15 protein-coding genes are annotated in these 15,267 nt (G+C 43.7%); 7 read left to right on the top strand and 8 right to left on the bottom strand.

The features are described from left to right. Positions 1-3: 3 nt before the first annotated feature. The 4 genes from BAA9072_RS24475 to BAA9072_RS08955 all read left to right on the top strand — a co-directional run bounded on the left by BAA9072_RS24475 (position 4) and on the right by BAA9072_RS08955 (position 4,777). Positions 4-216, top strand: a complete 213-nt coding sequence (locus BAA9072_RS24475) for an ROK family protein (RefSeq protein ID WP_269139934.1) — start codon at positions 4-6, stop codon at positions 214-216. A 55-nt stretch (positions 217-271) separates the two neighbouring features. Then, positions 272-616 carry an ROK family protein gene (locus tag BAA9072_RS24470; protein WP_269139933.1) on the top strand — a complete coding sequence of 115 codons (345 nt, stop codon included), beginning with the start codon at positions 272-274 and terminating at the stop codon, positions 614-616. Between the two features lie 27 nt (positions 617-643). Continuing rightward, positions 644-2,206, top strand: a complete 1,563-nt coding sequence (locus BAA9072_RS08960; RefSeq protein ID WP_201714347.1) for an FAD-dependent oxidoreductase — start codon at positions 644-646, stop codon at positions 2,204-2,206. A 210-nt stretch (positions 2,207-2,416) separates the two neighbouring features. Then, on the top strand, positions 2,417-4,777 hold the full coding sequence (locus BAA9072_RS08955) for a glycoside hydrolase family 10 protein (protein ID WP_201714346.1): 2,361 nt from the start codon (positions 2,417-2,419) through the stop codon (positions 4,775-4,777). A 106-nt stretch (positions 4,778-4,883) separates the two neighbouring features. Here the strand turns inward: BAA9072_RS08955 and BAA9072_RS08950 are convergent, their stop codons facing one another. The 6 genes from BAA9072_RS08950 to BAA9072_RS08925 form a co-directional block, all read right to left on the bottom strand. Next, the gene (locus BAA9072_RS08950) at positions 4,884-6,734 is read right to left on the bottom strand and encodes a zinc ribbon domain-containing protein (RefSeq protein ID WP_201714345.1); all 1,851 of its coding nucleotides are present in this window, start codon (positions 6,732-6,734) and stop codon (positions 4,884-4,886) included. Positions 6,735-6,814: 80 nt separating this feature from the next. Further along, positions 6,815-8,299, bottom strand: a complete 1,485-nt coding sequence (locus BAA9072_RS08945) for a zinc ribbon domain-containing protein (RefSeq protein ID WP_201714344.1) — start codon at positions 8,297-8,299, stop codon at positions 6,815-6,817. Positions 8,300-8,319: 20 nt separating this feature from the next. Next, complete coding sequence (locus BAA9072_RS08940; protein ID WP_201714343.1) at positions 8,320-8,820, bottom strand: zinc ribbon domain-containing protein; 501 nt, start codon at positions 8,818-8,820, stop codon at positions 8,320-8,322. Positions 8,821-8,948: 128 nt separating this feature from the next. Further along, positions 8,949-9,272 carry a DUF2628 domain-containing protein gene (locus tag BAA9072_RS08935; protein ID WP_201714342.1) on the bottom strand — a complete coding sequence of 108 codons (324 nt, stop codon included), beginning with the start codon at positions 9,270-9,272 and terminating at the stop codon, positions 8,949-8,951. 225 nt (positions 9,273-9,497) lie between these two features. Then, positions 9,498-10,856 carry a DUF4179 domain-containing protein gene (locus BAA9072_RS08930; RefSeq protein ID WP_201714341.1) on the bottom strand — a complete coding sequence of 453 codons (1,359 nt, stop codon included), beginning with the start codon at positions 10,854-10,856 and terminating at the stop codon, positions 9,498-9,500. Beyond that, entirely contained in the window at positions 10,825-11,370 is a 546-nt protein-coding gene (locus BAA9072_RS08925; protein WP_201714340.1) for a sigma-70 family RNA polymerase sigma factor, read from the bottom strand. Before BAA9072_RS08925 ends, BAA9072_RS08930 begins: the two co-directional genes overlap by 32 nt. Positions 11,371-11,723: 353 nt before the next feature. Here BAA9072_RS08925 and BAA9072_RS08920 point away from each other — a divergent pair, with 353 nt between their 5' ends. Then, on the top strand, positions 11,724-12,500 hold the full coding sequence (locus BAA9072_RS08920) for a transposase (protein ID WP_201714339.1): 777 nt from the start codon (positions 11,724-11,726) through the stop codon (positions 12,498-12,500). A 48-nt stretch (positions 12,501-12,548) separates the two neighbouring features. Here the strand turns inward: BAA9072_RS08920 and BAA9072_RS08915 are convergent, their stop codons facing one another. After that, positions 12,549-13,514 (bottom strand): glycosyltransferase family 4 protein, encoded by a 966-nt coding sequence (locus BAA9072_RS08915; protein WP_201714338.1) that lies wholly within the window; start codon positions 13,512-13,514, stop codon positions 12,549-12,551. A 355-nt stretch (positions 13,515-13,869) separates the two neighbouring features. Between BAA9072_RS08915 and BAA9072_RS08910 the strand changes: the two genes are divergently transcribed. Then, positions 13,870-14,043, top strand: a complete 174-nt coding sequence (locus BAA9072_RS08910) for a hypothetical protein (RefSeq protein ID WP_201714337.1) — start codon at positions 13,870-13,872, stop codon at positions 14,041-14,043. An 87-nt stretch (positions 14,044-14,130) separates the two neighbouring features. Here BAA9072_RS08910 and BAA9072_RS08905 read toward each other — a convergent pair whose 3' ends face one another. After that, positions 14,131-15,009 (bottom strand): helix-turn-helix domain-containing protein, encoded by an 879-nt coding sequence (locus tag BAA9072_RS08905; RefSeq protein ID WP_201714336.1) that lies wholly within the window; start codon positions 15,007-15,009, stop codon positions 14,131-14,133. Between the two features lie 78 nt (positions 15,010-15,087). Here BAA9072_RS08905 and BAA9072_RS08900 point away from each other — a divergent pair. After that, the coding region (locus BAA9072_RS08900; RefSeq protein ID WP_408015225.1) for a hypothetical protein at positions 15,088-15,267 on the top strand (180 nt) is incomplete at its 3' end.

Genomic DNA, 15,267 nt, shown 5'->3' with positions numbered 1-15,267 from the left:
CCTTTGGCGTCGATTGTCAAGGGGTATTTTGAATTACCCGTGAAAGTGGATAATGACGCGAATGTGGCGGTGGTTGCTGAAGCGAAACTTGGAGCAGGGGCCGGATATGAAAGTGTCTATTATCTGACGGTAAGCACAGGCGTCGGTGGTGGATTTGTCATTAACGGGAAGGTATTTCAAGGGGCAAATGGTATGCCGGAGAGGTTGGCAATATGATTGTCGTACCGAATGGACGGAAGCACCCTTCATTAATTCTGGGGCACTTAAAAGTTTGGCAAGCGGAACGGCTATTGGAGCAGCCGGAGAATCAAAAGGGATCCCCGGTGGGTCCGAAGCCGTGTTCAACGAAGCGCGTAATAGAAATGAAGCGGCCCAGGTCATTATTGATGAAGCTGTGGATTACCTGGCCATGGCAATCGCCAATCTCACTCATGCCATCAATCCTGAAGTCTTCGTATTGGGCGAGGGCGTAATGAGTGCGGAAGAGCAGATTCTCCATCCGTTAAGGGCAAAAGTGAAAGAGTATGTATATCCGGAATTGAAAGAACTCGTCCAGATCGTCCCTGCAATGCTTGGATGCAAATCAGGGGTGATCGGGGCAGGATTCATCGGTTAGTTTTTTTTTGAGAAAGGGGTGGAGAAATTGATGGAGACCTTACAAGCAGACGTCATCATCATCGGTGGCGGAATCGGAGGATGTACGGCTGCACTCGCCGCATCCAAACGAGGGAAAAAAGTGATCATGACAGAGGAGACCGATTGGATTGGCGGACAGCTGACGAGTCAGGCGGTCCCTCCGGATGAGCACCAGTGGATCGAGCAGTTTGGCTGCACAAGAACGTACCGTGATTTCCGTAACCGGGTACGGGAGTACTACCGTCGTCACTATCCCCTTAAGGAAGAGGCGAGGCGGGATGAGCGGCTGAATCCAGGAAAGGGATGGGTCAGCAGGCTCTGCCATGAACCGAAAGTGGCCCTTGCCGTGCTTCAGGAAATGCTGATTCCGTTTACGAGCAGCGGGAGGTTACAAATTTTTACCGATTATAAAGTGACCGGTGCGGACGTTGATGGAGACGATGTTCGATCTGTCACCGTTCAGCACGCGGACGGGCGTTTCAAGAAACTGCAGGGACAGTATTATCTCGATGCGACTGAAACCGGAGAGCTTTTGCCGTTGGCAGGAGTGGAATACGTCACAGGGGCAGAAGCGAAAAAAGATACGGGCGAGCTGCATGCGCCGGAAGAAGCAAGGTCGCAGGATATGCAGTCATTCACGTATGTGTTCGCAGTGGATTATGTAGAAGGTGGAAATTTTGTCATTGAAAAGCCTGAACAATATGAGTTCTGGAAAGAATATCAGGCTCCGTTTTTACAGCATAAGCAGTTAAGCTGGTTTGCGCCAGATGCCCATACGGGTGGTTCGAAGGAATTTGCGATGTTTCATCATGAAGATCTTTGGGGGCTGTGGGATTATCGCAGGATTGTGGACCCGAAGCTATTTGTGGAGGGAACCTATGAAGGGGATATCTCCCTGATCAACTGGCCGCAAAACGATTATTGGAGGGGTTCGATCATTGATGTAAGTGAGGAAGACCGGGAAAAGCACATCCATGAATCGAAGCAACTGAGTCTTTCCCTGCTGTATTGGCTGCAGACGGAAGCGCCGAGGCCGGATGGGGGCAACGGGTACCCTGGACTGCGGTTACGGGGGGATATTCTCGGGACGGAGGATGGTCTCGCAAAGTATCCCTATATCCGCGAATCCAGAAGAATCAAAGCCGTTTCGACGGTAGTCGAAGAAGACATCAATGCCAATACGAGGGACGGTATCAAACAGGTGGAGGATTCTGTGGGGATCGGCTGTTACCGGATCGATTTGCATCCGACGACGGAGACGAATACATTTTTTTATGCTGAGAGTTATCCGTTTGAGATTCCCATGGGGGCTTTGTTGCCGGTTCGGGTGAACAATGTGCTTCCAGCGTGTAAGAATATCGGGTCTACCCATATTACGAACGGCTGCTTCAGGGTGCATCCGGTGGAATGGAATATTGGGGAGTCGGCAGGGTACCTTGCGGCTTTTGCCATTGAGAAAGGGGTCCTGCCACGTGACGTGAGGGAGGACCAAGCGTTGTTGCGAGAGTTTCAGGCACTGCTTGTTGAGGAAGGGATTGAATTGAAGTGGCCTGAGATCGGGGCGATTTAGAGAAGATCCCTTTTTGCAGGGGATCTTTCCGAATGTTTTATAAGTCAATAGGTCTAGAAATCGACGTTTGCTTTGTCTAATAGTGAAGAATATATCCATTTTAATTATCTATTATGAAGAAGTATTCCTTTTATTCGGAAAATTATGATAGAATAAAACTGCCACAACATGATAGCGCATACATATAAAACGATTATATGGAGGTACTCTATGAAAAAGTGGTTAATCGGAAAGAAAATGACAATGTCAGCACTGGCCCTCGCACTGACAGTTCCGGCTTTTCAAGCCCCAGCCCTCACTGCGGAAGCGGGCGAAGGGGAAGCGACGAAGGTTGTGGATGAGGACGGAATCAGCATCATCGTCAATGCAGAAAATGACCGTAACAATACGAATAAGCTTGTCGTGTTTGATCCGACGTTCAGTTATTTTACCGAAACAAATGGGTCATCATATGAGGTAATTCTTAAGAAGGATGAAGGGAACCGTTATCATGTTGTTTCGTCTGGACAGGGGGACAGCGCCATTCCTGAAGACGGGATCGTTCTTTCAACGGGACCGCAAACGACAGATGAGATCATGGGTTTCCTGAAGAGCCTGGAAAAGGGAGAGGCGGTTTCAATCAATGAACCGGTTGAAAGGACCTATGCCAATACATTAGACGATATCGACCCTACCGATGAATCCAACCCTGAAGGAGCACCGTTTCCCGGTAATCGTGGAGCCAACCAGTTACTCCTTTATACACCTGCCTTTGGTTCAAGTACGGGAACGAACCCATATGGTTATGAAATCACCGTAACCGATGGAGTGGTCACGAAAATCGGCGGAGGGGACAGTAGCATCCCGTCCAACGGATTTGTCGTAAGCGGTCACGGAACCGAAGCGGAATATTTGAAAAAAGCAGAGATTGGGATGAATGTAGAGTATGATGCGGACGGCAATATCGAATTGATCCGCGACGCATCCACCTATATTTTTAAAAGTGAACAAACCTTGCAGGAAGCGAAGCAAAGCATCGCCCAAGCTGAGGAAAATTATATTGCTGCAGAGTTCAAGAAAGCACATGCTTCTGTAAAGGAAGCTGAAGAGCTTTTGAAAAAAGCAGGAGACATCCAGAGTGAAGATCCTCAAAAGGCATTGGAATATACGGAAGAAGCGACGCAGGCTTCCTACGACGCGTACTATTATTCCCTTCCTTCTGAAGTAGGAGAGCAGAGAGCCATCTGGTATCGACCTGAAGAGAAGGATCTGAATGACGTCATCACGACTCTGGACCGGATGGAAGAAGCAGGCTTCAACTCTCTTTATCTCGAAACCACCTTCTGGGGATACACGATTTTCCCGAGTGACACGATGGAAGCCTACGGTCTGCCAAAACAGCACCCGAACTTCGCCAATCAGGACTATGGGAAATACGGTTCGGATATACTGAAAGCCTTTATCGAAGAAGGGAAGAAGCGGGGGATCACGATTCAATCTTGGACGGATGGTTTCATGATCGGCCACAGCAGCCTTGGTTTGCCGTCACAGTTCAAGAAGTATCCTGAATGGAGCGCGGTACAGCGAAATGATGAGCCGGGCACCCCGGGAAGTGATTCCAGCAGTAACTATTACTGGCTGGACATCGCAAATCCTGACGTTCAGGACTTTATGCTGGATATTTATAAAGAACAGCAAGAGGACTATAAGATCACAGGTGTGAATATCGACTATATGCGTTACCCGCACCATCCGTTTGATCAGAGTTATGGATTCAGTGCCTCGAACCGTGAACGTTTCGAAAAGGAATTCGGAGTCGATCCAAAGGATTTGGAGGAGTCCGATGAGTTATGGGAAGAGTGGGAGAATTGGCTGCGTGAACAGGAAAACACGTTTGTCGACCAGCTCCATGTGCAGAGTAAAGACATCAATCCTGCCTTCATGGTGACGGCCACTCCTGAACCGGGGGCAGAGGCCGTCCTGATCAGCGATTGGGTCGAGGACATTGATGGCGTCATCCCTCAGGCATACGGACATGATTTTAACAGCATCCAATCCACGGTCATCGCCAGTAAAAAACTGACCCCGTCGTCGATGATGTATTATACGGGAATCTATTCGTTCTATCACCACCTGGGTGAAAAAGCTGCGGTGAACGATGTACTCGCTGCGGGTCATGGAACCTCAGGTGTGAACATGTTCGCCTTCGGTCAGGCCAGTGCCCCGTCTGTAGACGCATTGGGGAAAGGGCCGTGGAGAAATACGGCTGTGAATCCTGGAGAAAATCCGAAAGCGGCAGTTCAAGCCACTGTCAAGCAGTTGAAGGAACAGACGGCGTCCATCTATATTCCAAAGGGAGCGATTAATAAAGAAGAAGGAAAAGAGCTTGAGAATAATCTCCGCAAGTGGGAGAAGATGATGGAGCGGCCGGATCAGTCTCTTAAGAAAGAGAAAGTTGAGGAAGAGATTGAAAAGGCTGTTGAGTTGATCAACTCTTTTGAAACATTAAATGCAATAGTGAAGGATAGAATAGTAGAGAAGATGGAAAAAGTGCATAAGTGGTTGAATTATTATTTTGAAAAACAGCAGTAAATTAAAAGGTTTTGGGAGAGCATTTCTCCCAAAACCTTTTTTAGCTGGCATCTAGGTTTTGTCAGAAGCACGGGGACGGTTCTCGTGCTTCCCTTCCCCCCATGCTTTACAGATCCCTACTATCCACTTCCTCAGTGGATACCAGATCATACATCTTTAAGGCATCATCTGTAGAGGTTATTTTGTACTTGCCTTCAAATGCTTTGTATTTACCTGTGTTGTCTTTGTAATAGATGTTGTATTCTTCCGTTGTGTAAACGTAGTAAGAGCCGTCTTCCAATGGTTCGACTTTCTTGATTTCAACGTTGACGAGGTCCTCGGTTATTCCTTTTTTCTCAAGGTGGTCGATATAGTCTTTAACCGTTTTTGAATAGGCGGAAGATGAGTCTATATCATCTGATAGAATTGAAAAGTCACGATTGTTATATGCTTGAACGCCATTGGAAATAAAGGATTCAACAAAGGATTCCACATCATCACTGACTTGTTTTTGAGAAATGACACTAAAGGCTGGTGCAGTCTCCATTTGCTTTTTCAGTGCAGCGGTATCGATATCGATCTTTTGAGCGTTGCTTTCATCAAAATCCCACGCGGAAGACCAGGAGGCGACACTCCATTTTTTACTTTTTGGTGCATAGCTTAAAGAGTAGTTACTCACATCACTCTCTTTTGTCAGAGATATGGGGTCTCCTGAATACACATAATCCTGCATCCATTCTGCGTGGATCGGTAGAGTGGCCAGCCATTCACCATCCACTTCCTCCAGGTATATGGCTTTTGAATCTACTTCCAGGCCTGTAATGTACCCGAACGTTTTCCAGTCATCCCCCGTTAACTCTTGAAAGGAAGAAGAAACAAAGGAGGAAACTTCGTTGGATTCCTCTTTAAGATACTTTTCATCTTGATAGGCAAGGGCTTTGGAAAGGTTAAGGAAGTATTGTTTCAGTCCTTCCTTGACCTGATCTTTTTGTTTGTCGCTCAACGTCAAAGGCGCATCAAGTACATCGTCCTCAATGGCCAGGACATCGGATTGAACTGTCCCGAAAGGCATGTCTTTCTTTACTTGCACCTTCATGGAACCATCTGTAAGAACCGGGCCGATTTCAGCGGTGTTGTCTTCTGTGGTCTTCATCCCGGTATCCTTTCCGTTCACCCACACGGAGGCACCTTCGCTATTCGTATGGATCGTTGTATAGTCGATGTCAAAGAAAAGGTCCGTATTTGTTTGTCCAACATGTTGAATATCGACTTCCTTTTCCAACTCCACGAAATCGGAAGTAAGGACTGCCTTGACTTTATACGTTCCAGGTATGAACGTCCCGAAATTGACACTCCCGCCTTCTCCGGATTCAGGTTTGATTTCTTTTCCGTTGACGTAATAACGAAGGTCGTCGTAATTTGTGTAAACATTCATAGGAGCGGACTCCATGATGAAATCATAATTGTCGTAAATCAGGAACTTCTTCCCTCTTTTTTCAAAGGTGATCAGCTGGTTGGGAGACTCAAGATCATCATGGGCTTTAACTGTATGGACATCAGCGGTTTTTACATTGTTATGTAATTGGGTTATCATGCCTTCTTTTTGGTCCGGGTTTTCTTTTAAATAGGTAAGAAGGACCTGAACATTTTTCTTTGTAACTTTTTCAGAGTCTTTTCTTGAATCAAGAATACTGACTAATTCATCGATATTGCCTGTCTCTAAGTGTTCCTCGAAATCAGCCATCAGGTTTGATTTATCTGTTAGGGTGTCGCCCACTTTATATAGCGAAATACAGGCAATGAAGAAAAGTATAGCGGCTCCGATGATGATTTTTGTTTTTAAGGATAGAGAGGCAAGGGAAGGCATACTGGCTACTCTTTTGGTGTGTGTTTCTTTCCCGTGTATGTTAGCCCCGCAGCTGTTGCAGTGGGAGGTGTTGCCTTGAATTTTCTTTCCGCAGAAAGTACAAAATTTCACAATGATTTCTCCTCTTCTTTACATGTTTAGTGAAAACGAATGGTTGTCTCCAGTCTTACAGAGACAGCCATTCGCTTTGTTCATGATGAAAACGGCGCCTGATGGCTGGTCTGACGATTGGTCACCATCACTGCCGCATAACTGATTCCAAATGCAAGGAGTGTGCTGAAGATAAACGTCCCAATGATGGAAAATCCAAGCGTGACCGTAAATACATCATCGAAATTGGTATCGATGGTAAGTTTCGATATGGAAACCATCATGGCGTTGACGATTCCAAAGGTAACGGCATAGACTCCCAGCTCATATAGTATGTTTCCTTGGGAGGATTTGCGAAATAGATTCCCTGCCCACGAGTGGAGCGCGATTGGAATAAGCACTAACATCCAAATCCAATTGAACCCGTCAAAAAACTCAGTCAAGGCATCATCATCCCCTTCCGATGCCTTTGGTCCGCCAATCAGTGAGTAGCTGGCTTTCACTGATTCACCATCTGCAATCAGATCAAACTTCAGGGTCTGGAATTGGGCAATATTCCACAGGTAGCCTCCTGCTTGCGTTCCAATCAGGACGTCACCTGCAGAATTGTCCGTTGTTACTTCATCATTTGATGAAACATAGATCGAACCTGCAATCATCATCAGGGTCAACCCGATCATCGAATGGAGAATGGCTCTGGAGATTGAAAGGCCGAATTGATCATTAGATGAACGCTGTTCTTTATGTAACGAGAACATAGAGCCTATACTTGTAAAAATCATACTGATTATAATAGCGTTAAACATACTTTCTATGAAAGGATAATCTGCACTTACGGTTATGTCCCCCAGTAATTCGGTTGGATCCGAAATATCCATGGATACTCCGGCAAAAGTACTGAAAATCCCTACCAGCAGGCCATATATGATGGAAAAGGAAAGGCAGAGTTTCAGCTTTTCAATTACATAGTTTTCAGTATGACGGTTCATCAAGAACCCGGTGATGATTAAAACGATTGCCGGGATGACTAATAGGAAGAATAATCCACTTGTCGTTGAAAGTACACCTTCGAACATAAGGGCACGTGCACTGTACTCCACGCTTGCCATATGACTGATCATAAAAATATCCGAAAACGATAACAGCTTAACCCCATCGATCATCGGTCCAAAGTCTCCGCGGAATGAGTCTCTCAAGAATCCATTTAAGACAGAACTACTGATGAGTGAAATGATGAAGAGCACCGCCAAGGATATTCCATTCCAGAGAGCAAGTTTCTTGAGAATGTTCGTATCAGAAAACATGTTCATAAATTTTCTAGTTTCCTTGGCACCAGTTCCAAGAAGAGGCTGGGCAGATCGATTCGGTCCACGGGTATCCTGCGTTTCCTTTACTTTACTCAATGTCTGGCCGCATTGCTGACAGTAAAGGGCGCCAGTGATTGCTTCGTGACTGCAATGGCTGCAGTATCGGGTGTTTTCCTGATAGGTCAGGACATTTTCATTATGTATCGCAAATGCTTCACCATCGTTTATACAGTAGAGAGCACCTTCTGTGTTCTTTGTTCCACACTTTTTACAGTACAATGTTTCTTAGCCTCCTTTCTTTAGATAGACACCTTTTTCCCACAGCAATGACAATAATTCGCAACCGGGGAAATTTGTTCTCCACAGTGCAGGCATCCATTGGTCGATTCAGGCTCGATTTCCACCCCTTGTTCAACTTTCACTCCACAGCCTCCACAGAATTTCGAATCCAAATCATTCGGTGTTTCACAAGCCGGGCAGATAATGGCATTCTCTTGACCGGGCTGGCTTGAAAGTTCGTTCACTTTTCTTGATGTCTTATAGATTACGTGATCCATATCGACTAAGGTAGAGGTCAAATCAAGTAATTCCTGATCTTGGATTTCACCGATCCTGATTTTTTTATACACTTTCTGTCCCAATTCAAGTAGTGTTTTCGATTTCTTGACAGAAGTATCATGAATGTCTTTCTTTAGTTTATTGATTTCCTGTACGGTTTGTAACTTAAGCTTTCCCTGTTCAATGCCACCCTGAAATTTGGACAGGCCTTCACCTAATTTTGATTGAAGATTACTAGACAAGATTCAAGTCTCCTTTACGCAATAATTTAGTAGTGTCATAGACTCATGATTAATAAATGGGCCATAAAAATACCACTCCAGTGAGAAATCGGAGCGGCAATAAGAACGAAAGATCATTCCGTCCTTTATTAAACTGCTTTTGACAAACCGGAGATGATTCCTCTGGATTGTAGTTCACTTCTGGTGGTTTCATCAGCAGGTCGGTAGCCTTTTTCAAGAAGATCTTTAATGAAGATTTTATTATATACAAATGAGAATATGATACCTGGAATCCACGCCCCAAATCCAAATGTAAAGGCACCTACGATGGCGGCTGTAAGAAACATAATGACCGCCCATTTTAAATCTCCTCTAATAAGGGCTGGGAAAAATCCAAAAAAGAAAGTCGTCCAACTGAAACCGACCTTCACTTCTTTTGTAACTCCCGCTTCGTTTTGCAACCGTGCTTTCACTCAGCATTCCTCCTTCTTTAGTTGTAGTACTTTAGTATTGTATCATAATATATTCAAAAAATAACTATATTTTCCTTAGTTGGAATTGATTATTCAGGGGGAGCGAGGGGACGGTTCTCTTGCTTCCTTTTGAGACATTTTTCAAGGTTATTAGAGGCAGAAGAACCGTCCCCCTGCTTCGTAAAGTAAAAAAAGTAGAGTGGGAATTTACCCCACTCTACCTCTCTAATCTACATCCACCTTCACTTCATCCAACTCAACAGGTATATTAATACTCAACGAGCCTAATCTCACCCTCATGACATAAGTCTTTAGGTCAAAATCATCAAGTTGGCTGATATCAAATGTACTTCTAAAGCGCAATTCATCCTTTTGAAGAGTTTTGACGGAGTGCTTGATAGGTTCCTCATAGATTTCCTTTTCTGATTCCTTCACTAAAATGACATCATGTTGGGCAAAATCCTTAAAGAAACTAAAGTCCTTGTTCACTGCATCCCCGTTATTCCATTGAAAGTCAACGACAAGGGTATTGTCATCAACCGTTATATCTTCAATCGTAACAGATAGATTCTGTCTATCTGCTTTCACTTCCACAGGCGTTGAAGCATTCAGTGGAACAAATTGATCCTTTTCATTTAGGGCTACTTTTGGATGAATCTCCAGATATTTTGTTTCCCCTTTTACCGACTGTGGAAGGATGCTTCTTCCTTTAACAATGTATTGGTCCCCACTTTTCGTCGTTTCCAGGCCAATGCCATCCATGGAAATGTTCATTTCTTCCCCTTTGTCATCATAGACTTCCAGGCGCACCTGATCGCGCTTTCCTTGAACAGGGAATGTTGCCGTATAGTTAATGGCTGTCGATGCTTTCCCCAGGATAATGGAATCAAAATGGACGTTAACGTCTGAAAGCTTATCACTTCTTTCTTGATCAAGCGTAACATTTTCAAATGGCAGCTGCTTAATGGGGACATCGAACCTCCAACTTCCTTCTTTCCCGCCAATCGTTTTGAACTCAAGTGGGAAGGTCGTGTCTGACGGCAATTCAGATTTTGGATAACTTAATTGAATGTGGCCGATATAACCATCTTTTGTCGGTTCCATATGAACGTATTCTTTGCTATCTGAAATTCCTTCGTCTCCGTCAAAAATCTCATAAAATCCTGCGACCCGACCATTTTCCTCTTGGTTCATCTTTCCTTTAGCCTTGAACGTTACTCCTACAACCGCTCCGTCATAATATGCATTGGTGATCGAGACATCGATCCCTTTATTGCTGGCGGTTTGATTGAGTTCCGTTATGAGTTCTTGTGATTGCAAGCTTCTGCCAACGGAGTCGTTGAACGTTTCATAAACTTTTCCGAGAATAGGGACATCCGCCATGACATGAGACAGGGAAGGAGAAAGGAAACTGGAAGAAATGAAAAGAGTGGCAGCTGCAACGGAAGACCATACAGCGGTTTTCTTTTTCGTTTTATGAGCATCAGAATCAGCCCGGTTCATTCCGTTCTGGATGGATTTTAAAACGTCCTCCTGTGGGACTTCAATCTTTTCATATGCTTTTTGAAATGAGTTTTTTTCCATTATGGTTCACTCCTCCTAATAACTTTTTCAATCGCTCTTTCCCTCTACTCAAATAGGTTTTCACTGTATTTTCTGGAATGTTCATGACCTTGGCCACTTCGCTTATTGGGAGATCCTGAAAGTAGAAAAGAATGATGGCATCTTTATGCTTTTCATTTAGCTGGTTGATTGCTTTCAATAGGTCCAGACTCTCGACTCCCTGTTCCCCCCTATCCACATCGCCTTCGCTTATCTTGTCTATAGGAATCTCTTTCTTCTTCTTTTTTAAAACGGCATAAGAACAATTGATCAGGATCCTTGTTAGCCAGGTTAAAAAGAATTTCTCATTTTTTAGTTGGCTGATTGACATAAATGCTTTGTAAGATGCCTCCTGAACCACATCCAGAGCATCTTCACGATTCCTCACATATAAGAACGCCGTACGGTACAACTGATCACTATGCAAAACAAGAAGTTCCTCAAGACACTTCTTATTCCCCTTTACGGCCTTCCTAATAAGACTAAGTTCATTCACTGCTTGCCCTCCTTTTTGACCATTAGAGCGGGGACGGTATCAATAAGTTTCAACTTTTTTTGGGGAGCGGGGGGACGGTTCTCTTGCTTCCTTTTGAGGCATTTTGAACGTGATTTGGAAGCAGAAGAACCGTCCCCGTGCATCCTCCTTTATCAATTTAGCATTTTATGGTAAGTTAGTTTTTACTCCAGTTTTCTTCTTCGTTATTCACTCTATTTTAGTCCACAGGTTTAATCTTAATCTACTTATCTTTCAACACTTTCAATTTCGTGGGAATACAACTTTATTTACGATGTCAGGATACACTTTTTTGTTTTGAAATCGTATTCAGAAGGTGAAAGGAGGTGAAATAAATGCCTCGGCATGCAAGAAGGAAAAGTGAAACGGGGGTCTATCATGTCATTGTGAGGGGAGCGAATAAACAGGAAATTTTCCACGAGGACCACGATCGCATCAAATACCTGGATATCCTGAAGAAGTATAAAAGCGAATCAGGCTTTAGGATGTATGCATGGTGCTTGATGGGAAATCATGTTCACCTGTTGATGAAAGAGGAAAATGAAAGTATTTCACTTGTAATGAAACGGGTGGGAGTGAGTTATGCTCATTATTATAATTCCAAGTATCGTACGACCGGTCACCTCTTTCAGGATCGGTTCAAAAGTGAAAATGTAGAAAACCGCATGTATTTTTTGACTGTCACAAGATATATTCACCAGAATCCCCAAAAGGCAGGTATTGTTTTGAGCCCACATGAATGGAAGTGGAGCAGCTGCCTGGGATACTACGGGAAGACGGTCTATCCCCCTACCCTGCTTGATCCCCACTATCTATTAAATCTGTTTTCTCCCAACCTTTCTATCTCCCGAGCAGAATTTAAAAAATTTAATGAAAGAAAAAACGACGATCAATGCCTGGATGAAAATTCCGTCAGAAGGAGATTATCTGATGAGGAGGCAAGGGTGGAGATTATGAAGTGCCTCGGTTCTTATGAAATACCACAAGTGAAGAGCTTGCCCAGGGAAGAAAGGAATACAATACTCAGAAGTGTAAAAGAGATACGAGGGCTATCCCAAAGGCAGGCTGCCAGAATTCTGGGGATTTCTCCGAGTGTGGTGTTTAAGGTATAGAGAAAGAGATGCAAAAAAAGGAAGCAGAAGAACCGTCCCCCTGCTTCCTTAAAAATGAATAGCCAACAAAATAAAAATAGCAGTAGCACTGGTACTGATACATAAAAAATAGATGAGCATGACGACTTGGACCTGGGACAGGCCGTAGCTGAGAAGCCTGTGGTGCAGGTGCAGCTTGTCCGCATGGAAGATGGATCGACCCTGCTTGATTCTTTTTAAGAAGACAAAAAGTGTATCAAAGATTGGGATAGCCAGTATTAATAATGGGATGTTGATGGTGATGACGGTGATGGTCTTCATAGCTCCGATGACGGAGATGGCACCGATCATGAAACCGAATAATGTAGATCCCGTATCCCCCATAATAATTTTGGCAGGAAAAAAGTTATGAGGTAAATAGCCGATTGACACCCCTAACATGAGTGCAGAGAGGAGGGCTGAAACCGGTTGGTTCATCAAGATGGACGTAATCAGAAAGGTTAATGAGAAGATACCGGCCATTCCGCCTGCCAATCCATCCAGTCCGTCCATGAAATTGATGATATTAATGATGAAGATGATCCACACCATGGTGAACAGTTTTCCAAGTACAGGTGAAAGTTCAATATTGCCGAATAAAGGGAGGTCGAGCTGCGTGACATAATCCCCGAATTGAACGACGAGAAAAGCCGAGATGATTTGAACCAGTAACCTGGGAAAAGGAGAAAATTCTTTTGATTTTGTTTTATAATAGTCATCTATGAGTCCGATTGAACTCAGCATGACAACCGCCATGATGAAAGCCATGCTCATACCCATACTTACATAATCCAACCAGCTTAAGAGGAGTATGCCAACAATGGTAATCACCGTGAACACCGCTCCTGCCAGCATAGGCAGAGGCTTTTTATGAACTTTTCGTTTGTTGGGATTATCAACAAAATTGATCCTGATGGCGAAAGGAATCATATATTTTACCCCTATATAAGTAATGATAGAGGTTAACAGTACGATTATCAAAGATAATATGATCATTATAGAGGCTCCTTTAAAAAATAGAAAACTACGAGACTATTACTTACAGTATATTACAATACATAAAGAGTTTCTACATTTTGTCGAAGCAAGGGAAGCAAGGGGACGGTTCTGTTGCTTCTTTTTCGTCTTATAGAAGCAAGATACTGGAGTGGGCTCGGGGAGAAGAGGAGAGAATGAATTTGAGTTCTAAAACAAATACTTACAATATACACCATTATAGGAATGTTATAGAATGGGTGAGGGGGATTGTAATTGTAAACTCCCATTTTATTAAGAACAACGGCAAGAGTGTAATTCAGCTAATGATATTATTACGGTCTTGATTGTTAGTTGTCGAACATGGGGGCACAGAATGAACAAAAGATATTTCTGGGTATGGATGATCATTGCTGCTGCACTGTCAATCTTTACAGGTGAATTGGTTACATTTATGATGCTATTTTTAATTTTACTTACTCTGAATGAAATTCACTCGATAGTACAGAAATTTCATGAAGATTGGAAGAGAAAGAATAGCGGGTTCTGATGGAAGCAAGGGGAAGCAAGGGGACGGTTCTCTTGCTTCTTTTTGAATTTTGGAAGCAGAAGAACCGTCCCCCTGCTTCCCCCTGCTTCACTTCGAAATCTCTTCTATTTTTTGTGTAAGAAAAGACACATACACTTCATCTTTTCGTATTTCAAACATATGCAGTGCATGTTTGAAGTAGGGAAGGGCTTTTGGTAGGTCTCCTGCCAGTTCATAGTTATAGCCAATTTGGTAATGCAGTTCCCCTAATCCCCATAACAACTCTTCTTCAAAACACCACTTGATGGCTTTGAGGCAATAGTCCGTCGATTCCTCGAGTTTACCTATGCGTGTCAGCAGTCTGGATATATTATAGAACAAACGAGTCTTTATGGACTTATCATGTAATTGCTCAGTTGCCCGTATGGCCGCTTCGACTTGATTGTAATAAACTAGGGCTTCCTCATATTGGTGAATTAAAAAGTAAATGGTGCCAATGCTTGCAAGGATATGCATTTCTCCTTCGGTCATAGCTTTTTTCACGCTGGCGGTCAGCTGATAAGCAAAATGTAATAGCTCAAATGCAGCATCGGCTTCCTTTTTTACTTCATATTGATAAATGCCTTTGTGCCAGTATAGAAGCTGAAGGTTGACATTATCTTGGTAGAAAAGAGGATTCTTTTCTTCTGTTTTGACAAGCTCATTCATTTCTTCAAAATGTCGATTGACCCGTAAACCTCTTAATTGTCTCTCCACCTCTTTAATATAATCCAGACGAGGGGTGGTGCCGATTTCAAAGAAGTAGTTAACGTCGACACCGAGCTTTACTGAAATTTGGTATAAAGCTGTGGCACTGGGGTAAATGTCTCCTTTTTCAATTCGGCTGATCAGCGCCTGTGTGCAGATTCCTTCAGCAAGTTCACCTTGTGTGATCCCTACGGCCTTTCTCATTTCTTTTATCTTTTTTCCTATTACTGAATAATCCATTATGCTGCCTCCCGGCGAGGTTTTCTCCTTATAGTTTAACAGAAAGAGGGAGTGCAAGGGAGCATGGGGACGGTTCTCTTGCTTCCTTTTTTCCTTCTAAAAGGGGTACTCGAAGAAGCAGAAGAACCGTCCCTCGCAGTGAAAGTGGATTCCCTTCATATTGGGGAAGTAACGGCTTTTTCGATTGAAGAAGCGGATCAGTTCTTCCACAGACTCCAACTGTCTGAAAAAGATATGAAGATTGCCAATCTTATTCTG

This window comes from Rossellomorea arthrocnemi, from assembly GCF_904424705.1.
Classification (GTDB): Bacteria; Bacillota; Bacilli; order Bacillales; family Bacillaceae_B; genus Rossellomorea; species Rossellomorea arthrocnemi.
This window is presented reverse-complemented; position numbering and strand designations above follow the sequence as displayed.

Excerpts from the sequence above, each read along its gene's own strand:
- BAA9072_RS08920 (WP_201714339.1), top strand. The coding sequence starts at position 11,724 with ATGCCTCGGCATGCAAGAAGGAAAAGTGAAACGGGGGTCTATCATGTC.
- BAA9072_RS08915 (WP_201714338.1), bottom strand. The coding sequence starts at position 13,514 with ATGATCATATTATCTTTGATAATCGTACTGTTAACCTCTATCATTACT.
- BAA9072_RS08910 (WP_201714337.1), top strand. The coding sequence starts at position 13,870 with ATGAACAAAAGATATTTCTGGGTATGGATGATCATTGCTGCTGCACTG.
- BAA9072_RS08955 (WP_201714346.1), top strand. The coding sequence starts at position 2,417 with ATGAAAAAGTGGTTAATCGGAAAGAAAATGACAATGTCAGCACTGGCC.
- BAA9072_RS08905 (WP_201714336.1), bottom strand. The coding sequence starts at position 15,009 with ATGGATTATTCAGTAATAGGAAAAAAGATAAAAGAAATGAGAAAGGCC.
- BAA9072_RS08930 (WP_201714341.1), bottom strand. The coding sequence starts at position 10,856 with ATGGAAAAAAACTCATTTCAAAAAGCATATGAAAAGATTGAAGTCCCA.